The organism is Bacillus sp. OTU530, assembly GCF_038440375.1.
In genome coordinates, this window is record NZ_JASATP010000010.1 from 89,449 (window position 1) to 109,880 (window position 20,432).

At 39.2% G+C, this 20,432-nt stretch carries 16 protein-coding genes; 6 read left to right on the forward strand and 10 right to left on the reverse strand.

Going from position 1 to position 20,432, the window contains the following annotated elements; genetic code table 11:
- Nucleotides 1-30 precede the first annotated feature (30 nt).
- The 3 genes from AAHB12_RS09980 to AAHB12_RS09990 form a co-directional block, all read right to left on the reverse strand.
- Nucleotides 31-867, reverse strand: a complete 837-nt coding sequence (locus AAHB12_RS09980; RefSeq protein WP_342045195.1) for a sugar ABC transporter permease — start codon at nt 865-867, stop codon at nt 31-33.
- A complete protein-coding gene (locus AAHB12_RS09985; RefSeq protein WP_129726701.1) occupies nt 867-2,171 on the reverse strand; it encodes a carbohydrate ABC transporter permease in 1,305 nt (434 codons plus the stop codon). Before AAHB12_RS09985 ends, AAHB12_RS09980 begins: the two co-directional genes overlap by 1 nt.
- A 146-nt stretch (nt 2,172-2,317) precedes the next feature.
- Nucleotides 2,318-3,661: a sugar ABC transporter substrate-binding protein gene (locus AAHB12_RS09990; RefSeq protein ID WP_342045196.1), complete on the reverse strand. Its 1,344-nt coding sequence runs from the start codon at nt 3,659-3,661 to the stop codon at nt 2,318-2,320.
- A gap of 554 nt (nt 3,662-4,215) precedes the next feature.
- On the opposite strand from AAHB12_RS09990, the gene AAHB12_RS09995 reads away from it, so the two are divergent.
- The 3 genes from AAHB12_RS09995 (at nt 4,216) to AAHB12_RS10005 (ending at nt 7,729) form a co-directional block, all read left to right on the forward strand.
- A complete protein-coding gene (locus AAHB12_RS09995; protein ID WP_342045197.1) occupies nt 4,216-5,235 on the forward strand; it encodes a LacI family DNA-binding transcriptional regulator in 1,020 nt (339 codons plus the stop codon).
- A gap of 368 nt (nt 5,236-5,603) precedes the next feature.
- On the forward strand, nt 5,604-6,227 hold the full coding sequence (locus tag AAHB12_RS10000; RefSeq protein ID WP_129726531.1) for a YqjF family protein: 624 nt from the start codon (nt 5,604-5,606) through the stop codon (nt 6,225-6,227).
- A complete protein-coding gene (locus AAHB12_RS10005) occupies nt 6,224-7,729 on the forward strand; it encodes an MFS transporter (protein WP_342045198.1) in 1,506 nt (501 codons plus the stop codon). The genes AAHB12_RS10000 and AAHB12_RS10005 overlap by 4 nt, the downstream gene beginning before the upstream one ends.
- Nucleotides 7,730-8,002: 273 nt before the next feature.
- On the opposite strand, the gene AAHB12_RS10010 is transcribed toward AAHB12_RS10005, so the two are convergent.
- From AAHB12_RS10010 to AAHB12_RS10025, 4 genes are all read right to left on the reverse strand, one after another.
- Nucleotides 8,003-8,602, reverse strand: coding sequence for a response regulator transcription factor (locus tag AAHB12_RS10010; RefSeq protein ID WP_129726532.1), 600 nt, complete (start codon nt 8,600-8,602; stop codon nt 8,003-8,005).
- The gene (locus AAHB12_RS10015; RefSeq protein WP_342045199.1) at nt 8,599-9,735 is read right to left on the reverse strand and encodes a sensor histidine kinase; all 1,137 of its coding nucleotides are present in this window, start codon (nt 9,733-9,735) and stop codon (nt 8,599-8,601) included. The genes AAHB12_RS10010 and AAHB12_RS10015 overlap by 4 nt, the downstream gene beginning before the upstream one ends.
- Nucleotides 9,736-10,036: 301 nt before the next feature.
- Nucleotides 10,037-11,071: a fatty acid desaturase gene (locus tag AAHB12_RS10020; RefSeq protein WP_342045200.1), complete on the reverse strand. Its 1,035-nt coding sequence runs from the start codon at nt 11,069-11,071 to the stop codon at nt 10,037-10,039.
- Nucleotides 11,072-11,269: 198 nt separating this feature from the next.
- The gene (locus AAHB12_RS10025) at nt 11,270-11,569 is read right to left on the reverse strand and encodes a DUF2325 domain-containing protein (RefSeq protein WP_342045201.1); all 300 of its coding nucleotides are present in this window, start codon (nt 11,567-11,569) and stop codon (nt 11,270-11,272) included.
- Nucleotides 11,570-12,252: 683 nt separating this feature from the next.
- Here AAHB12_RS10025 and AAHB12_RS10030 point away from each other — a divergent pair.
- Nucleotides 12,253-12,462: a hypothetical protein gene (locus AAHB12_RS10030; protein ID WP_129726536.1), complete on the forward strand. Its 210-nt coding sequence runs from the start codon at nt 12,253-12,255 to the stop codon at nt 12,460-12,462.
- Between the two features lie 200 nt (nt 12,463-12,662).
- Here the strand turns inward: AAHB12_RS10030 and AAHB12_RS10035 are convergent, their stop codons facing one another.
- Entirely contained in the window at nt 12,663-13,721 is a 1,059-nt protein-coding gene (locus AAHB12_RS10035; RefSeq protein ID WP_342045202.1) for an LLM class flavin-dependent oxidoreductase, read from the reverse strand.
- 237 nt (nt 13,722-13,958) lie between these two features.
- Between AAHB12_RS10035 and AAHB12_RS10040 the strand changes: the two genes are divergently transcribed.
- Both AAHB12_RS10040 and AAHB12_RS10045 read left to right on the forward strand, forming a co-directional pair.
- Nucleotides 13,959-15,830, forward strand: coding sequence for a glycoside hydrolase family 15 protein (locus AAHB12_RS10040; RefSeq protein ID WP_342045203.1), 1,872 nt, complete (start codon nt 13,959-13,961; stop codon nt 15,828-15,830).
- Nucleotides 15,831-16,327: 497 nt separating this feature from the next.
- Nucleotides 16,328-17,518 carry an SLC45 family MFS transporter gene (locus tag AAHB12_RS10045; RefSeq protein WP_342045204.1) on the forward strand — a complete coding sequence of 397 codons (1,191 nt, stop codon included), beginning with the start codon at nt 16,328-16,330 and terminating at the stop codon, nt 17,516-17,518.
- A 113-nt stretch (nt 17,519-17,631) separates the two neighbouring features.
- Here AAHB12_RS10045 and AAHB12_RS10050 read toward each other — a convergent pair whose 3' ends face one another.
- Complete coding sequence (locus AAHB12_RS10050) at nt 17,632-18,081, reverse strand: YfmQ family protein (protein WP_129726540.1); 450 nt, start codon at nt 18,079-18,081, stop codon at nt 17,632-17,634.
- 216 nt (nt 18,082-18,297) lie between these two features.
- Nucleotides 18,298-19,731: a MocR-like pyridoxine biosynthesis transcription factor PdxR gene (gene pdxR / locus AAHB12_RS10055; RefSeq protein WP_342045205.1), complete on the reverse strand. Its 1,434-nt coding sequence runs from the start codon at nt 19,729-19,731 to the stop codon at nt 18,298-18,300.
- Between the last annotated feature and the right edge of the window lie 701 nt (nt 19,732-20,432).

The window sequence follows — 20,432 nt, forward strand, 5'->3', positions numbered from 1 at the left end:
GGTTATCTATGAATCTGTCAATTAACCTTCTTATCCCTTTTCAGCACCAGCTGTTAAACCTTCTACTAAGTAACGCTGCATGATCATAAACAAAATTGTAATCGGGAGAGCAATCATGACACAACCTGCTGCAAACACAGTAAACTCAGTCGCAAACTTGTTGTTAATCATGTCGAACAAACCGACCGCAAGAGTGAGCTTCTCAGGAGATCGCAGTACTAGCTTTGCGAAAATAAAATCTGTAAATACTCCGGTAAAAATCGTTAACGACGTAAATACAATTAGCGGTGTTGACATTGGCAAAATGATTCGAAACAAAATACTCAAATTGGATGCACCGTCAATTCTTGCCGCTTCAACCAAGCTAGTCGGAACTGTATCAAAGTAGCTTTTTACGTATAGGAAGCCAAGCGGAGCTCCTGCTGCCGATACTAAAATGATGGCAAAATGTGTATTTAACAGGTTCATTTGATTTAACAAAATATACACGGCAATCATACTCATAAAGCCAGGGAATAAGCCAAGCACAAGCAAACCGCTCATCAAGTTTTTACGTCCCGAGAATCGGAACTTCGAGAACACATAGCCCGTCAGCATGACAAGAGTCGTACCAATGATTGTACTGATCACTGCAATCTTTAATGTATTCATATACCACTGACCGAACGGATATTTTGAAAATAATTCTGCATAATGAACAAATGTCAAAGTCTTCGGAATCAATGTTTCACTATAAAGAGCACCTCCCGGGCGAAGGGAAGACATCACCACCCATAACGCTGGATAACAACAAAGAATAGCAATTACTACAAGCACGGTATAACTGAGTACCAAACGGATAGAGTTCTTTGTTTTTTTCCGACTCATTATGCTTCCTCCTCTTTAAATGCTTTCGTACGGCGTAAGTTCCAAATTGCAAATACTGCGAGAATAATAAAGATGAAGATTCCGATTACCGAAGCAAAGTTATATTGCCCTTGGTCTAGGGACAACTTGTATAACCAAGTAATTAAAATATCTGTATGCCCTGCAAACTTATACTCTGCATTAGACGGTTCTCCGTTAGTTAATAGGTAGATAATATTGAAATTATTGATATTTCCAACAAACTGCATAATTAAGAGCGGTGCCATGGACTGCATTACAGCGGGGAAGGTAATCCATCGCATCTTTTGGAAAGCAGTCGCTCCATCAATATCGGCTGCCTCATACATATCCTTCGGTATCGTAGACAAAATACCGATAATCATCAACATAGAAACTGGGAAGCCTAACCAGAAGTTAACTAGAATAATTGTGAATTTGGCCCACATTGGATCTGTCAGCCAAGGGATTTTGGAAATCCCCATCATTGCTAAATACTGGTTAATTGGGCCAAATTGTCCATTAAACATATTGCGCAGAATCAAAGTTGATACAAACGCCGGGATTGCATAGGGAAGAATGAAAAGTGTGCGCCAGAATGCTTTAAATCGGATATCCTTCTGTTGTACGATAAGCGCAACAGCGAATCCGCCAAAGAAACAGGTAAACGTTGCAAAGACCGCCCACACAAATGTCCATAATGCTACCCCGTAAAATGTACCGCTCCAAGCTTTAATCTGAAACATATCCTTAAACGTTTGAAAACCGTGCCAATCAACCAGGTTAGCTGGCGGCATATTTTCTCGAGTAAAGTTTGTGAATGCAAGCAAAATCATAAATATAATAGGTAATACTGTGAAGAATAAAATACCTAGCATTGGAAGCGATATCACAAAATGTGGAAAACGATAATCTGCGATATATTTCACGGTCTGCTTAAACGTGTTTGGCACTTGCCCTTCTTCGCGCAGTTGTCCAATCCGATACGCGTCTTTCACATTTGCTACGTAAATGCAGGCCAATACGATCACGATAAAAAGAACAATTAAACCTTCAACGAGCAAGAAAATAGAATGGTCACCCATTACTTGCTGGTACAACTTTCCTACCTTTTTCAGTTCAGTTTTTGTCTCTCCAAGTGTGTATACACCCCAAATCGCATGCGGTAATTTAGTAGCAATGAAATAAATACCTGAAAGATGAAGCATCAACATTAAAATTCCTTTTACATACTGTTTGTTATACAGTTGGCCCATTCCCATAGCGAGGATAGATAAGAGCGTTGCTGTCTTACGATGCTGCCTCATTCCGTCCAAACTATATTGTTGCTTATCTATTACTGCCTTGTATTGCTGCTGCATTCTAATCAACTCCTTCTTAATAGATTCGCTCACCTAGTACGCCGCATCGGGTGAGCGAATTTTATATCCTTCAATACACGCTACTATCCCGTCTATTTGTTACCAGTGGCAATATTTGTTTTCATCTCTCCAGCAGCCTTGTCCAATGTCGCCTTCACATCAGCACCGTTCCAAATTTGCTCAATCGCTGGTGTTACACTTTGCCAGAAGAACTGTGTCTCTGGAATACTTGGCATTGGTTGCGTCTTTGCTACTTGCTGCATGAATCCTGCGATAATCTTATCGTTTTTGATCGCTTCCTCATTTTCAAGATCTTTCGCGGCAGGAAGAACACCGTTCAACTCGTAGTTTTTCAACATCATTTCCTTCGTTGTCAAGAAGTGAGCGAATAATCTAGCAGCATTTGGATATTTCGAGTAGGAGCTCACATAGTAAGATTTCACACCTGAGAATGCAACGGGTTCTGCTCCACCAGGCATTTTCGGAAGTGGAATTACTTCAACTTCAAATGGCAATTTCGCAAAGTTTCCAGCATTCCAAATTCCATCAAGATTGATTGCTACCTTGCCTTCTTGCCATAAGCCAGTTTTCACATCAGCTGTAATATCCTTTGGGTTAACTGGTATAATCTCTTTTAGCGAACGGTAAAACTCCATCCCTTTGACAGCGCCTTCATTATTGATACCAATGTCGTTTTTGTCGGTACCATTTTTCCCAAACACATAGCCGCCGTATCCTGCCATAAACGCATAGTTAAAGTACGGATTGTTTGCTTCGTACAAAAAGCCAAATTTGTTATTAGGGACATCATTAAATTTCTTCGAAAATGCAATGATATCTTCCCAAGTATCAAGTTTCGCGTCTTTCACCAAATCCTTATTTACATACAATGCATACGTTTCAATGTTACGTGGATAACCATACAGAACACCTTCATAAGTCGAGGCTTGTACCGCAGGTTCAACAATTGTTTTCTTTGTTTCTTCTTCAAAATAGTCATTTGGTAGAATAACTCCGGATTTTACCGCAGTTCCCAGATGATCATGTGGGAACACAACCACATCAGCGCCAGTACCCGCTGGACCGTCTGTTGAGAGACGTTTTACAGTATCAGTTGATTCCACCTTCTCAAACTTTACCTTCACATTGTATTTCTTTTCAAACTCCTTCGACGCATATTCTACAAAAGGATCTTTAGAATCCCAAAGAAGAAGCTCTGCACCCGGCTCTGCTTTTAATTCATCCGTTGCCGCTGTTCCTGATGGTTGTTCAGATGCTTTCGTTTCGTTAGAAGCGGATTTTCCGCCACAAGCAGCCAACGAAAACGTAAGGATGGAAGTCAGTGCAGCCAACCCTAATTTTCGTTTTACTTGCTTCATCATGTCATACTTTTCCCCAGCGATTGAATGATACTTTTCTTGTTGCTTAAATACCATTTTCCATTCCCCTTTATTAAAATTAGTTTTATAGTCATCGGACACTATCAAATGACAGCAAGCCGAAGATACCCCCTACCACTCTAGCAAAATCCTACAAGAAAATAATCGACACTTTATAACAACGCTTTCAAAAACATCATTAAGGAAAATATTTTCCCAGATAGGAAAAATAGACATAAATCCCATGAAAAAATATCAAAAATTAACTAAAAAACTTAAAAATTCGCCCTCTTTAGGAAAACGTTTCCTATGAAGCCGATTATATAGGATTGTTTTTCCTTAGTCAATGTATATTTGAACTATTCTTTCTATTTGTGTTATGATTTATAAGATGAGTTTTCCTAAAAAATGTTGCAATTCGCTACACTAGCTCTACTCTGTATCTACAAATAAAACTATAAACGTTTCTTTATTACTAAAAACTTAATTAGTCCCCCTCTTGTTGCGTACATATCAGGAGAAGGCAGCTGATTTTAGAGTCTTACTATATAAACACTGAAGGAAAATATTTTCCCGATTCGCATATATTATAAAAGATTGTGGTGATTCACTTGAAAATAACAATTAAAGACATTGCCGAAATGGCAGGCGTTTCCATTGCCACTGTCTCCAGAGTCCTCAATAACAGCAAACCAGTCAAAGAAGATGTCAAGAAACGGGTTTTAGAAGTTATCAAACAAACCAATTATCGTCCTAACACATTTGGTCCTGAGCCAAAAAGGCATGAATCTCGCCTTATTGGCGTTATTACACCTCAATCCACCCATACTGTTCTCAATGATTTCCTAGAAGGTATCAATAATGTAGCTAAGCTATATGGGTATGATATTATGATCGGCTCAACTGATGGGGGTGCCGAAAACGAACTGCATTATTTGAATTTATTCGGTAAAGTGGCGGTGCATGGCATTATCTTTATCGGTTCTGCCTTTGAGGAAAAACATGTTGAGATGATTGAGCAATATAACATTCCCTGCGTCTTAGTTGGGCAGATTTCATCTATTTCCTCTGTCCCTTCCGTTCATATAGATAATGTAACTGCTTCTTATGAAGCGGTAAAATATCTCATTCAAAATGGACACCGTGAAATTGCAATCATTCACGGTCCTGGTCCGGATATCGGGAAATACCGCTTTCAGGGCTATCAGCAGGCATTGAATGATGCGGGTATTCCGATTCATGAGGATTGGGTCGTTGAGAGCGGAATTTCCACAGAAGACGGTATGGAGGCCATGCGTACAATTGCTGAAAGCGGTCTAATGCCCACTGCTGTATTCTGCGCAACGGACTGGATCGCAATTGGAGCGATGAATTATTTAATGGACCAAGGACTACGCGTTCCTGAAGATGTTTCCGTTTTCGGCTTTGATGGGAGTTTCATGTCAGCCATAGTACGGCCTACACTCTCGACGGTTTCGTACTCTGCGACAGAGATTGCAATGACAGCAACGCGTAACCTAATTAAAATGATTAAAGGGGAAACGGTAATTCCCCATCATTCTAATGTGACTCACCATTTAGTGATACGTAACAGCACCTCAGCTATAACAAAACCGCATGCAACTCCATAGGTTTTATGCAGCCTAAGATGATAAAAGTGAGTTAATTGTGAAAACTAAGAGCAGTTCCTAACACTTTTGTAAGTGACAGGAACTGCTCTTGGTTTTATCTATTGACTATTCAAATTTGCTGTAAATACAGAAAACTCGCCGATTGGCGGGACAGAGGCGTAGTTGCACTTACCCTTTGCTCCTAAAATTTCCTTCTACATCGAATTAACTTCCAGCCAGAAATATATACTTTTTTAAAGTGTAAAAGGCTATCCTTCTCATATTTATAAGGATAAAGCGAATCAGGCAGGGTAAACTCCAGCTTACAAAAGCTTAATACGATCGTAAATCGTCTATCTCTTCGACATTAAAGGAAAGAAGGAAACTACATGAAACAACGATGGAGCAATCTTTTATTTTGTCATTACCGAGTACCGGTGGAATCCTTACGTCCTTGGGTTCCGGCCCCGCTGGAGATTGAAACATGTGAAGGAAGTGCCTGGATTGGCATTGTTTCATTTGATATGAGCTTCGGCATTATTCGCTACCCTCAGGTCAATGTGCGTACATACGTGTCTCACAAAGGAAAGTCTGGCGTGTACTTTTTAAGCTGTGACGCTGCAAATCATTTGGCTGTGTTTTTTGCCAAAAGATTTTATTCTCTCCCCTATACCTATTCAAATATTCAAGCTCAATTTGATGCAACTGTTTCTTTTCACAGCATGCGAAAAGATCATAAATATCAGGTTGAATATACCCCATTTGGAGAATGGTTCCATGCAAAGAGCGGAAGCTTAGAATATTTTTTGACAGAACGCTATAGTTTATTTACCGATCAATCATATTGTGATATTATGCATGAATCATGGAAACTACAACATGTTAATGCCTCAATTCAATCTAATACATTGGGTTCATCAAAAGGATTTTCCTTTCCTCTTGAAGCGGACCATCTTCTCTATGGTAATCAAACAGAGGTAAGGATATTATCCAAAGGAGTGTTTGTATATTGAAAGCGATACGTCTACTAACATCGCCTATTCACTGGTTAAGGTGGACCGGAATAGCTGATGGAGTATCATTATTGGTGTTATTAGGAATAGCCATGCCGTTAAAGTACATAGCGAATTATCCTTATGCGGTAACTGTGGCAGGCTCCGTTCATGGGTGTATTTTTATTTTGTATGCGCTGGCAATTATCTATACTCAAGTCCGGATTCAGTGGCATGTAAAATGGTCTTTCTTTGCCGTGCTTGTCGCATTTATCCCATTTGGTAATTTTATTTATGATGTATTCTTAAAAAAACAGCAAAATACATTTACTATTAAACCGATCCCTAAGATATGGTTGATTTATATCATTATCTTTTTTACATTTATTGATTTATTCACACAGTTACCTGTGATGAGTACATTTGCTACTTCTATAGGTGCAACTACAATGCTTGCAGGCTTTATTGTTGGGGTGTATTCCTTTACAAATATATTTGGAAATATTTTATCCGGTGTATTAACAGATAGATACGGAGCTTTTATTGTCTTATGTATCAGTTTGCTTACAACTAGCATTTCTCTAAATTTATACAATGCTATTACAAGTGTCGAAGGGTTATTCATCGTTCGATGTATTCACGGTTTTTTTGGGGGATTAATTGTACCAGCGGCTTTTACCTATTTAGCCAACCAAACAAAGAACGATCGACATGGAAGCCAAAACGCCTTCACAGGTTCCTTTGTCGGCATTGCCGCAATCGTAGGTCCTGCCTATAGTGGCATTATGGCAAGTAAAACATCAGTACCTTTTGTATTTATGACTGTTGCTATCTTCGGATTTTTATTATTTTTGATAACCATTCTTCTCTTCAAGAAACAACAGGCACAGGCTTCAACAAAAGAATTACAGAGTGATAAGTTTATTTTTAATCGGGGAGTTATTCAATCCTTTGCAGGTGCCTTCCTTTTAATGTTTTCCCAGGGATCATTAGCGTATCTTTTGCCTTTGCATGTAGAAGCGTTGGGCTACAGTTCACGGTTGAGCGGGACCTTGCTGAGTATGTTTGGAATTGTGGCAGTGGCTTTATTTCTTTTACCGACTAATAAATTATTTGATCGTATATCGCCCTTTATTAGTTTTTCGATTGGTTTAGGCAGCATGGGAGTAAGTCAAATATTAATCGGGCAGGCCAATACGGCAGCCCTTCTATATGCCTGTTTAGCCTTATATGGTGTTGGGTTTGCCTTTTTATTCCCCGCAATTAATTTGTTGCTTATACAAGCAACTACTCCTAAAACAAGAGGAAAAGCATATGGTTACTTTTACGCCTTTTTCTCCATCGGTGTTATTGTAGGTTCTTCAGGCTTAGGTTTGCTAACAGTAGCAATACCGGTACAATTTTTGATTACGGGAATTCTACTAACGAGCTGTGTTGGTATAGTTTTTATGTTCAACAAACCATACCACGTTATAAAGAAAACTCGCCGATTGGCAAGCCGGCAGGCGAAGACAGAGGGGTAGTTGCACTTATACTGTATTCCTAAAATTTCCGACTACGTCGAATGACCTTTCTTCTGGAAATTTATACCTTCTTACAGCGTAAAGAAAACTCGCCGATTGACAAGCCGGCAGGCGAAGACAGAGGGGTAATTGCGCTTTATTCCTAAAATTTCTCGCTACATCGACCGGTCTCTCAGCTAGAAAGTTATACTTTCTACTGTAAAACAAGCAAAGAGCCAGTATCTAGAATGATACTGGCTCTTTTGCCATCTAAAATAACATCTCCGTTACCCACTACTTAAACCAACCCTTTTCCCTTGATTGGACAATTGCTTCTATACGATTTTTGACTTCTAATTTATCCAATATTTGAGAAATATAATTTCGAACCGTTCCTGTTTTTATACTAAGCTCATCAGCAATCTCTTTTGTGTTTTTCCCATCAGCTACGAGCCCTAATACTTCCCTTTCCCGATCGGTAAGAGGGTTTTCCTCACCATAAACACTGTCCATAAGTTCAGGCGCATAAATTCTTTTTCCTGCCATTACATCACGTATCGAGCTTGCCAGCTCTTCACTGGGGCTATCCTTCAATAAATAGCCGCTTACCCCAGCCTTTAACGCACGTTGAAAATAACCAGAACGGGCGAAGGTTGTTAAAATAATAACCTTACAACCTAGCCCCTTAATCTCTTCAGCAGCATCAAGCCCGCTCTTTCCAGGCATTTCTATATCCATAATACAAACATCTGGCCGAAATTCCCGTACCAAAGCTACGGCTTCCTCTCCATTAGAGGCTTGTCCCACTACTGTCATATCCATCTCTAAATTTAGTAGCGAACCAAAGGCCCCTAACAACATCTTCTGGTCTTCTGCAATCACAATTGTAATCATTTAAGCTTCTCCTTATCTGTCTGCTTGACGTCATTCGGAACTCTTATGATTAAAGTTGTCCCTTCCTCTGTTCTCATTTTCAAATCGCCGTTTATGAATTCTAAACGCTCCTTCATTCCTAGCAATCCGTGCCCCTTAGTTGGGGAATCTTCCACATCCTTAAAGGTTCCGTCATCCTGTACAGTAATCACAATTTCCTTCCACGATTGTTCAATGGAAATGCAACAGGAAGTGGCCTCGCTATGCTTTACCACATTCGTTACAGCCTCTTTCAAACACATGCTTAGAATATTCTCCGTTAGCAGGGAAACATTGGTTAGAGGGGTTTTCTGATCAAATACAAAATCGATTTGTGCCGCCTCCATAATTTGTCGCACACGAAAAATCTCCTCCTTCAATCTAATACCCCGCATGGAAGATACGAGCTTTCTTACTTCACTTAACGCAGTTCTTGCCGTCTGTTGAACATCTTTTAATTCATGATGCGCTTGATGAGGATCTGTAGAAATTAACTTGCTCGCCAAATCACTCTTCAGACCGATGAGAGAAAGCTTTTGCCCTAGTATATCATGCAGGTCGCGGGCAATCCGCTGCCGCTCCTCCAATTTGACAAGCTCAGCTATCTTCTTGTTTGCATCCTCTAGCTTTTCTTCCAGCTGCCCTCTCTCTTTCTTGTTGTAAATGTTGAATGGAAGAAGGATGACACTGATCCAAATGATAATTACGAATGGCAATTGCGTTAAGAAAAGCTCATCCTGCTTTACAATGCTGTAATTTATTGAAACAGAGGTACTAATTAGATGAATAAAGTACAATGTAAGAAATGCGACCCGATCTGCTATATTGCCTATGAAGTAGGCTAGGAAAAAGGCAAAATACACATAACTGAAAAGGTTCGTTGATGTAATCGAGATCCCAATCAGAATGAGCGTCCACAAGTAAACGGGCCACCCTCTAGAAACAAAGGCAATTCGGTAAAAGATAAAAAATAAAATTGTAAGGAAAATCCCTACAATTATTTTGAACATGGAGGAGGCTTGAAAAATAAAGTAAAACGGTAAAATACAAAGAATCGTCCAAATATAAGGAGAAATTCCGTTATTCTTCTGGAATGTTAAATACTTTTTAATCATGACTGAAACCTCTTTTTTGATTTTACATATTTTACGTAAATCTGCCTTCCTAATTTATTTTACCACTTTTTATCCATATATGTCCTCTGCCACTTCCCCAATAAAGAAAGCTCGCCGATTGGCGAGCCCTGCTCTTGGTCAAAGACAGAGGCCTAGTTACCCTTATACTTTATTCCTAAAATTTCTCGCTACGTCGAATTGGCATCCAGCTAGAAATTTATACTTTCTTAAAGTATAAAACAAGAGGCCCGGTTATGGCCTCTTCTCTAGGTAGTGTGTTTAGTGGATGCTATATATTTTTCTATACCTTAGGTTTAGGCTGAACCAAAACACTCTTTGATCTTGACGGAACCTTGATGTCTCTAAAGCCTACAAACTTTTTGCTCTGTTCGTCCCATAAGCGGAATTGTAATGACTGTAAGCTTGTAGCTAAAGTTATCGTCGGCACATTTTGTAACGGCTGCGTATTATTGTGCGCATTCTCAAGCTTATAGTTCGGGACTCTCGGACTTAGATGATGAACATGGTGAAAGCCAATATTTCCTGTAAGCCATTGCAGGAGCTTCGGAAGCTTATAGAAAGAACTTCCTTCCACCGCTGCTTTTACGTATTCCCATTCCGTATCCTCTTCAAAGTACGAATCCTCAAATGTATGCTGTACATAAAACAGCCAAATTCCCATGGAGCCTGACATCCAAAAAATTGGCCCTTGTACTAAAAGGAAAGACTTCCACCCCAATGCAAGGCAAAGCACAGCTACTAAAACAACAATTGCTACGTTTATAGCATAGGTGTTCATCCGTTCCTTCCATCTAGCACCTTTTCGATTAAAACGATTCGAAATCAGAAACTCATAAATCGGTCCTAATCCAAACATGACCAACGGATTGCGGTACAGCCGATAAGCCACCCGAGTCCGAAATGGTGCTGACACATACTCCTCAACTGTTAACGTCCATATATCCCCTACTCCTCGTTTATCCAAATTACCGCTCGTTGCGTGATGAATAGAATGATTGTGCTGCCATTGCTTATATGGAAATAAAGTTAAAACACCTGTTATGTTTCCAATGACTTCATTAGCAGTCCGATTTTTAAAGAAAGAGTGATGACAGCAGTCATGAAAAATAATGAACACTCGTACGAGAAAGCCAGCCGCAACCACTGACAAAGCTAGCGTAAGTATATATGAAATCGATAAGCTTTGATAAGCCAAAAACCATAATATAAAAAAAGGCACTAAAGTGTTAACAAGTTGTCTTACACTATGCCATGTATCAGATTTTTCATAAGGAGCTACTTGTTTCCTTAAATGTTTCTGTTTTTGTATCGTCATCTTTTATGTCCCTTCTCTTTTTATTATCTTAAATTATAGAGGAAGGAAATCCGGTCTTGTAGACATACGTGTCATGGACAAAACATGATAAATGTCATGTATAAGCATAAAAAAAGAACTATGTATGATCTTTATTCAACAGTCAGTTCACCTCCTATTTTATAAATGATTATCATTATCATTTATAAATAAAAAATTTTAATTATTTATTGTTATTCTTCCTTTAATTAAGGTCTGATAAATTGAAGGCCACGATCTCTTTGCAAAGAAAATAGGAATAGATTGACTTTTTGCTTTTTGTTTTATAACTGTTGATAAATTATGATTAACAAAATCTGTTAAGACTAAAATCATATCAATATTTTTCGGTATCCCTGCTTTTACTGTTTTTTCTTTACGGCCATTAATATGAAAGACTTCATGAAAGCCAACAGACGATAGTTTTTTTAGGATGATTCCTAAATCGTCTGCACCTACGATGAGCAATGAACTGGACATCTTTTTTCCTCTTTTCTATTTCGCATTTTAAATTCTAGGGAAGTTCACACTCTAATCCCCTATGCTACTGCAAGAACATAACCCATAAACATCAATTTCCGATGACTACATTATATCTATTCCCTTACAAGCAAACATGCCTATTCGCAAACAATATATACCTTCTTTATCTTTTCCTTATTTATTCGTTTATATAGGATCACTTTTATTGTTACGTATAGAACAGCAGCAAACAACAAATAACTGTATCAACCATTTTACAGATGAAAATGATTATCAGTAACTGTTGTAATAAACTATAACTGATAATAATTCTCACCGTCAATACATTTTGATTTTTTTTTTTCGAGATTAGACTATTCGTTACTATCCTGTTAGGAGAAGTTACAGAACTCTGCTGACTTTCGAGCTTGGTTCCCAAATACCATGAGGAGTCATCCATGCCTCACCAGCAATCGTCTCTCTAGATAGATTACTTCTAAACTAACAAACCTTTGTATACCTTTCATCATAACCAGCTTCTTCTTGTTCATTACGAGTAACACCGGTGTTTCTTTCACCAAACTTTCATTTAAGAAAGGTAATCTATAGTTAATAACATTTGTAAACACAATGTGGGCATGTAGCTGGAAGAGAAAAACAAAAAATATAAAATGGAGAACTTCCTTGAAAAGGAGTGGCCGATGAAGATGATAGAAAATGTAAGCTCATTAAAACGTATAGTGAATCGGTTGAGAGAAAGAGGAATCCATGCTGAATTATGCAGCAGGCCAAAAACGTCTGCGGGAGAAAGCGAGACACTCAATCAATTTGACCCTAATGTAGTACAAGCTTTCCTAAGTATTTCGAAAAGAGAAGGGACAGGAATACGTTCACATATGAAAACATTATAATCAAAAGAGGTTGTCCCAATGGGCAGTGTACTGCGTCACTCTCTTGGGATAACCTCTATCTTTTTACCAAGCTTTTTACTCAAGCGTGATTTAATCAATACTTCGAGGAATTATAGCATTCATGCTATTACATCTCCGAAAGCCTAACCCTTATTTATGTAAGAAGTTTTTACGTTGTTGTTAAAAGGACACAGGCTTATTTATTTCTCTTCGCCATCCGCTTCCCATTTAGCTATTTCTTCTCGCACTATTGGCGCCACCTTTGTTCCTAACAGTTCAATAGCTTTCATCACGTCCTCATGAGGCATCGTGCCAACCGGTACGTGCAGCATAAAACGTGTAATACCGACATATTTTCGAAGATGGATGATTTTCTCAGCAACCGTTTTGGGATCGCCTACGTATAATGCTCCCCCAAAGCTGCGAGCGGCATCGAAAGCTGATCGATCATAATGCCCCCACCCTCGTTCTCGACCTAATTTGTTCATGACTTGCTGGGTAGAAGGGAAAAATTTATCAGCAGCTGCCTGAGTTTCTTCAGCTATAAAACCGTGCGAATGCGATGCAACCGACAGCTTTGATACATCATGGCCAGCGTGGCTGGCAGCCTTTTTATATAACTGCACCAACGGTTCAAATTGTAGCGGACTGCCGCCAATAATCGCTAACACCAAAGGCAATCCAAGAAGTCCTGCACGGATTACAGATTCAGAATTGCCGCCACTGCCAATCCATACAGGCAAAGGCTTCTGAACCGGGCGCGGATACACACCTAAGTTTTGAATTGCCGGACGATGTCCGCCTTTCCAAGTGACTTTCTCGGACTCCCGTATTTTTAGCAATAACTCCAGCTTTTCCTCAAACAGTTCATCATAGTCCTTTAATTCATATCCAAACAGCGGGAAGGATTCAATAAAGGAACCTCGCCCCGCCATAATCTCTGCACGACCGTTTGAGATTGCATCAAGTGTGGCAAAATCCTGGAACACTCGCACTGGATCAGCCGAAGAAAGTACAGTAACAGCACTTGTCAATCGTATCCGTGTTGTCTGTGATGCAGCTGCGGCCAGGAGAACGGCGGGAGAAGACGCCGCAAAATCTTCGCGATGATGTTCGCCCACGCCGAAAACATCCAATCCTACTTGATCTGCTAGTACAATTTCCTCAACGACCTCACGTATCCGTTGCGCATGGCTAATTACCTCACCAGTTTTCACATCCGGTGTTGTCTCTACAAATGTACTTACACCTATTTCCACTAAAAAACCCTCTTTCTTACCTTTGATTTATTTCATAGTTATCAAAAAACTCCATTCCTTGATTAGCTATAGACAAAACTTTTACTACACCAAGTGTATCCCATTCGCTAGAACATGCCAATAATCTCGCTAGCTCACTTATTATGGACAATATATATTTTTGTTTTTAATTATCATAATTATCTTTATAACGATTGTAAAAGTTGTAACCATACTAACTAGAGGGAGAGTGAATTCATGCATTACTTTATTGGCAAAAATCAAGATAACCATGCCCCTATCTCTAACGGCAATGTATTAGCTTGGCTTCAGCAATATAGTGCAGATTGCCGTCCTGTCGATAAAATAAGCCAGCTGTTTTTCCCGAACTTCGATCTTTCAAGTGCTTTGTTAGATACACATGGATCCTATGTACTAGCAAAAGATCAAAATGAAAAAGTCTGGTATGATCCATACGGCATTGTACAAGAGAAATTTGGGCAAGTGGGTGAAATTGTATCAATAAATACCACTCAGTATATTAATGGTTCCGGCGTCTATGAAGTTGTTTCTCATAAAGGCAACACCGTTGTCAAAACAAAAACCTGGACTCCTCCTCATAGAAATGCTCTCATCCGTTCTATTCAAGTAAAAACACTCCGCAACAACCCTACAATAGTATCTATTTTCCCAGTAGTGCACCTCCAAAACATCGTACAAAGAATAGACAATATTTTTATTTCACGCATTTCTGAGAATCAATGGTTAGCAGTATCCGTCTCTCCTAGTTCTATAGGGATAACAGGAGATGTTGCCAAAGCTGTGACAGGAGGCCAAATCTCTACTTTCGAACATAGTTTGCTTCCTACGCCGCTAATTTTCTCCATTCCCCAAACCATTCCTAATGAACACTATAGCAAACCCGTTTACCAAGTGTTTGTGGCTGGCGCTACCAAAGATGAGGCACTTAAGGCTCTGCACGACACATTAGTAACGATCGAACAGAGTGAACAACATACACTACAGGAATGGGAAATTTGGCATCGCAGAACTATAAATATCGGCTCACTCCCGCCTGAACTTGAGTATTACTGGAGAGTTAGCAATACCTTATTAAAGATGAGTCTACAAAAAGATGGTACTCCGATTCTTATTGGCTTTAAACCATATCAAGGAAATGTATGGATTCGTGATAGCTTATGGATCGTGTCTACACTAGCGCTAGCTGGCCATATAAAGGATGCCGTGAAGGCTTTGTATGCAACACTTAGCTATCTAATGGAACGTCCTGACGGCAACTACTATTTTGCATACAATGTTGTAACACGCCTACCGAACGAGCATGCATTTGAAAATGATACAACTGGACTCATTTTATACGGAATTTGGCAGGTATGGTCTTTAGCAAAAAATAACGCCATTTTACACGATCTGTGGCCAATTATTAGTCATTCTGCCGATTGGATCTTAAGAAATCGTGACTTCACTGGGCTCATCCTTCCAGACGCAGGAATTTGGGAAACCTTCGGACCTCATTTAGGAGAATCCTTTGAGCACATGACCTGGACATCTGCTATTTCGGCATTCGGACTAATTAAGGCTGCAGAAATGGCTGAAGCTATCCAGAAAACCGAGAGAGCGCGGCGATTCAGAGAAGGATCATACGAACTGCTCCAGGCTATCGCTAAACACAATGTCGATAATGGAATTGTAAGCCGTTCCATGGAAAGTACTTTATTGGATGCATCGGTTTCCTTGTTCTTCTCAGAATTCCCAATATTTCCGCAAGAATGGTTAGAACAAACCGTAAAAGCGATTCAAAAAAGACTGGAAGATCCCTTTATTGGAGGGATTTGGCGACACGAGAGTTTAATAACAGAAGAAGGCGATTTAAAGCCATGGACAGGACCGACTTTTTGGTTAGCTGAGGCTCTTTTAGTGAAAGGGGATGTCACTCAGGCATGGAAATATTTTAACCATAACTACCAGAATAGTGCATTTTGTGGTCTTTTACCAGAATTATTATATAGCAGAGGCCGTGCAAGAGGGATTGGAATGCCAAGCTATTCTCAATCAGGCGTGATACGTTCTTTGCTTTTCTCACAAGGTTTCTTTCATAGAAACATTTAGGAGTGAGATAAAGAACAGAGACCCTCTTCTAAGATGGTATCTGTTCTTTCCATTTCATTTAGTCTGCATTATTCACTATTCCTCTTGTCTAAGTTGAACATTTCCTGTATCGAAGGAACAATCTCTTTATATTTAAGCTACTTCAAAATATAAAAATATAAAATTTTTAAGATTTATAAATCAAGAAAAAAGAAACAAAAGGAAGTGCTAAACCGCATAATATAATAATAAATTGTACTATCTTGTGCTTCTCATTTTAAAGAAAATTCTTTGATTGGCAAGCTAGTAGGCGAAGACAGAGCCGTAGTTGTATTTACACCCTGTTCCTAAAATTTCCGACTACGTCGAATTCGCTTCTAGCTGAAAATTTATCCTGTCTTAAAGTGTAAAGAAAATGCATCAACATGAAAATGCTAATTCTCACTGATACGTTCGGTATTTTCATAGAATGTCCTAAGCGATTTCTTGAATATTAGTTAATCTAAAGGAGAACGGCAATGAAAAAGACATGGCTATTAGGATTTGGCTTTTTTAGCATCAGTTTAGGATGGGCATTGTATAACGGATTTGTTCCATTCTTTCTTAATGATTATCTTGCAAGCACAGCTTTAATTGGATTTCTAATGACGATTGATAATTATATTGCCTTGTTTTTACAGCCTTATATCGGAAATCGCAGTGACCGTACAAATACACGCTACGGTCGAAGGATGCCTTATTTACTGATCGGTATTCCGAGCGCTGCTTTATTTTTTGCTCTGATCCCCTTTCACACAAGTTTAGTGACGTTGGTCATTTTTATGGTATGCATGAACTTGTCCATGGCCATTTTCCGTTCCCCAACCATTGCTTTGATGCCAGATATTACTCCTCACTCAAAACGTACAAAAGCGAATGGCATCATTAATTTCATGGGAGGCTGTGGTGCAATAATCGCGCTTAGTATAGGCTCTCTCTTATATGATATTAAAGCATTTCTACCATTTTTAGCAGTCTCCGTCATTTTCTTAATAGCTTTATGGATTATCTTTAACAATATTAACGAAAATCGCGATGCAATTCCTTATACAGTGACGCCTACAGCGAAAATAGACTATAAGATGGAATTAAATCCACCAACTGTTTTGCTATTATCTGCTATCTTTTTTTGGTTTATTGCTGTCCAGGGAATGGAGGCTTTATTTACTTTATATGCAGTCAATGCACTTGGCTTTTCAAAAAGTGCTTCCGCATTTTCATTAGCTTTCTTTTCGTTAAGCTTTGTCCTATCCTCGATACCCAGTGGTCTACTAGGCGCAAAATATGGTAAAAAAAATATAATACTAATCGGAATCGTCGGCTTAATTTTCATTTTCATTCTATTAAATTGGGCAGAATCGGTCCTTGTTTTAAGAACCCTTTTATTAATTGGCGGGATATTTTGGGCATGTATCAATATCAATGCATATCCTTTCATTATTGCTACCGGAGGTGAGCACAGCTATGGAACACGAACTGGTTTATATTATTTAGTTTCTTCAATAGCTGCTATTATTTCCCCGCCGACCTTAGGGCTTTTAATTGATTTCTGGGGTTTTAAAATGTTATTCTTTGCTGCCGCAGGAAGCATGCTCCTTGCATTAGCTTGTATGATTAAGGTTAAGGATACTGAGACTAGTTCTGTTTCGAATCAAAAATTGGATGATTAAGTGCCCTAGCACATCTGGGTTTTCTCCATATTAAAAGTCCATGCGGCTAAAAACTCGCCACATGGACTGCTTTGCTTCTATCGTGTTGCTAAGCAGAGGAATCCTTTTTCCTTTTAGGCTAGATCCCTATTACTAACAGAGGACGTTTTTTGAAGACTATCAGAAAGCAGCTTATACGCGACTACCTTCTTCTTGTACTGTTTGACCACATTAACATGACCGTCGTAAATGTACACAAATAACCTAACAGTCTTTTTACGTCCTTTCGTATCGATAACTAAAGGATTCCCCCCGTTTTCTGGATGTAAATACGCTTGCTCGTATCCTGGAAATACGGGGTATCGTTCTACAAATGTAGCTTCGTTAAAATCATGAATCACTTGAGCTTTGTCTTCACCTTCTAAGGTTTTTCCAGCAACCGTTACACAGACATTCTCCTCGTTCAATTTTGAATGCAGTTCAAATTTGCCGATCAGCCATCCCACAGTATTGTTTGGAAGAGAACTCACTACTATTTTAAGGATCCCCATCAGAATGATCGGAACCAAAACAGCCCATGTCATATTTCATCATCTCCGTTATGTTCTAAATCAACATTATTATATAACTTATAACGTTATCGGGCGGATAGTTTTTTTGAAAACGAGATTGTTTTATCGCCGCCTCACTTTTTGTGAAAATTTGCACTTTAATTAACAGATGCGTTGGTTGAAACAGGAACCTTTACAGACAAGGCTTGCTTCACTTAAGCTCATTTCATCAACACACTGCAGAAATACTTACTGAATACTTTTTAAAGCAGCCGCAAATCGCAAAATCCCCTCATGAATCAAGGTTGTTTCTCCTCTTCCAAAAGTAAAACGCACATATCCTTTCCTTGAACCAAATACACTTCCCGGCACAAAAGCTACCCCATTTTTCATGGACTCTTCTAATAAAGAGTATTCATTCACAGAACTCTTCAATTTACACCATAGATGAATTCCTCCTTCTGGAGCGAAGTATTCAACTTGACTATCTAAAAGATCTTTAATACTTGAAGTTATCTCGTCTCTTCGTTGTTTCAGCTGTTTTCGGAGCATACTAATATGTGTGCTGAAATATTCCGAACCTAAAAACTCATGTGCTACCCATTGCGGGAACACACTATGGCCAAAATCAACCTGCTGTTTTGCATCTGCTAAACGCTGAATCACTTGCGGGGGCCCAATCACCCAGCCAATTCGCAGGCCGGATGCTACAATTTTGGATAAAGAGCTAATATAGAGAACATTGCCATTCGTGTCCATCGACTTTAAAGTAGGATTTACCTCCTCTTTAAAGGAAGTTAGACTGTACGGATCATCTTCAATAATTGGAATGCCAAATTCTGATGATAGTTCTAGCACTCTCCTCCGGCGTTCCAATGAAAGGACCGTTCCTGTAGGATTTTGGTAATCTGGATTTAGGAAAAGCATTCGAATGCGATGCTTTTTGTGCAAGGATACAAGATCATCTGGATTGATACCATGCTGATCTACAGGTAAAAGAAAGGTTCGTAACCCCGCGGACTGGAATATTGGCAAGGAAAAACAATAGGATGGATCCTCGATGGCAACAGCATCTCCTGGCTTAAGCAAGCATTGAACAATCAAGTGCAAAGCTTGCTGGGCACCTGACGTAATCAAAATAGAAGCAGGATCAATCTCTATATTTTTATACTCTTTAACATGTGCGGAAATAGTTTTTCGCAACAGCTCATTCCCTTGTGGGTGATCATATCCTAATTGTCCCTCAAAGGGGACTTCAGATAAAATAGTACGAAACTGACTAGTTGGAAACAAACTCGGTGATAATTCACCGCTGGCTAAATTGATTAAATCGTTCTTTTGCGTTTCTGTACGTATTCGCTGCACCAAAGGTAAATTAGGAAGAAAAGAGCCGTCCTCCATATATCGCCCCCAGTTCGGGATACGTTTATGTGCGATCCCCCATATATCTGTACTTACGCGTGTTCCGCTTCCTTTCTTGCGCTCTATGACCCCAAGCGCCTGCAGCTCTTCGTATGCAGCTACTACGGTGCTTCGGTTTACTTGTAGCTCCTTCGCTAAAGTACGTTCAGAGGGTAAAACGCTGTCTGGCGGGAATTCACCTAAAGAAATCCCGTGTTCAATATAGTCTGCAATTTGTTTATAGATAGGCTTCTTATCTTCACGATTCGGTTTCCATTCCATATCCTTTTCATCCTTGCTATCGTTTCTTTGCTGACCCTATTATAGTAAAAGTGGATGGTACAGGTAAAACCTTGTCACATCTTATACATAGCACTATGATTATTGAATCCGATTAACTTTTGCAGCTTAAAGATACATATAGAGAAAATTCTCACTAAAACGCTCTTTCCTTCCTATGTTAACAATCATTCCAGAAAAGTAACCATCCAATTCTAAACTTTTTAAACCATCCACTTAATAAAAAAACGGCGAATACCAGAGGTCTATACTTGTTCAACTTTTGGTGATAAATATGATCGCTATCGAATAATTTAGTATCACCTCTCTTTCTATAATAAAGAATGAAGAAAAAAACAAACCAGCCAATACAGATGTATTTTGACCATCCAATTCAAAATTAAAACGCGTAACTGGCTTCTATATTCGGGTGGGACATTACACCTAAGTTATAAATCTACACATTGAACTACCCCCACCTACTCGCTAATGCTCCTTGAGGTGGGGGATTCTGTATTTTCTTCCTAGGAAGCGAAATACAGAGCCGTTCAACAGGCTTCTCATAGGACAAATAGGGAGAGCTCACACTTCCTTGTACGTGACAAAGCCAACGAGGTGACCTTGTCTCACACAAGTAGTGATAGCTGCTTCTCTTTTTTCACCCTATACGTGTTGCGCTGTTCTTGCACCAATGCACCCACCAT

Bases quoted from the DNA above. Each gene is read 5' to 3' on its own strand.
- AAHB12_RS09980 (WP_342045195.1), bottom strand. From the start codon at position 867: ATGAGTCGGAAAAAAACAAAGAACTCTATCCGTTTGGTACTCAGTTAT.
- AAHB12_RS09985 (WP_129726701.1), bottom strand. From the start codon at position 2,171: ATGAGGCAGCATCGTAAGACAGCAACGCTCTTATCTATCCTCGCTATG.
- AAHB12_RS09990 (WP_342045196.1), bottom strand. From the start codon at position 3,661: ATGGTATTTAAGCAACAAGAAAAGTATCATTCAATCGCTGGGGAAAAG.
- AAHB12_RS10000 (WP_129726531.1), top strand. From the start codon at position 5,604: ATGAAACAACGATGGAGCAATCTTTTATTTTGTCATTACCGAGTACCG.
- AAHB12_RS10010 (WP_129726532.1), bottom strand. From the start codon at position 8,602: ATGATTACAATTGTGATTGCAGAAGACCAGAAGATGTTGTTAGGGGCC.
- AAHB12_RS10015 (WP_342045199.1), bottom strand. From the start codon at position 9,735: ATGATTAAAAAGTATTTAACATTCCAGAAGAATAACGGAATTTCTCCT.
- AAHB12_RS10020 (WP_342045200.1), bottom strand. From the start codon at position 11,071: ATGACGATACAAAAACAGAAACATTTAAGGAAACAAGTAGCTCCTTAT.
- AAHB12_RS10025 (WP_342045201.1), bottom strand. From the start codon at position 11,569: ATGTCCAGTTCATTGCTCATCGTAGGTGCAGACGATTTAGGAATCATC.
- AAHB12_RS10030 (WP_129726536.1), top strand. From the start codon at position 12,253: ATGAAGATGATAGAAAATGTAAGCTCATTAAAACGTATAGTGAATCGG.
- AAHB12_RS10040 (WP_342045203.1), top strand. From the start codon at position 13,959: ATGCATTACTTTATTGGCAAAAATCAAGATAACCATGCCCCTATCTCT.
- AAHB12_RS10045 (WP_342045204.1), top strand. From the start codon at position 16,328: ATGAAAAAGACATGGCTATTAGGATTTGGCTTTTTTAGCATCAGTTTA.
- AAHB12_RS10050 (WP_129726540.1), bottom strand. From the start codon at position 18,081: ATGACATGGGCTGTTTTGGTTCCGATCATTCTGATGGGGATCCTTAAA.
- pdxR (WP_342045205.1), bottom strand. From the start codon at position 19,731: ATGGAATGGAAACCGAATCGTGAAGATAAGAAGCCTATCTATAAACAA.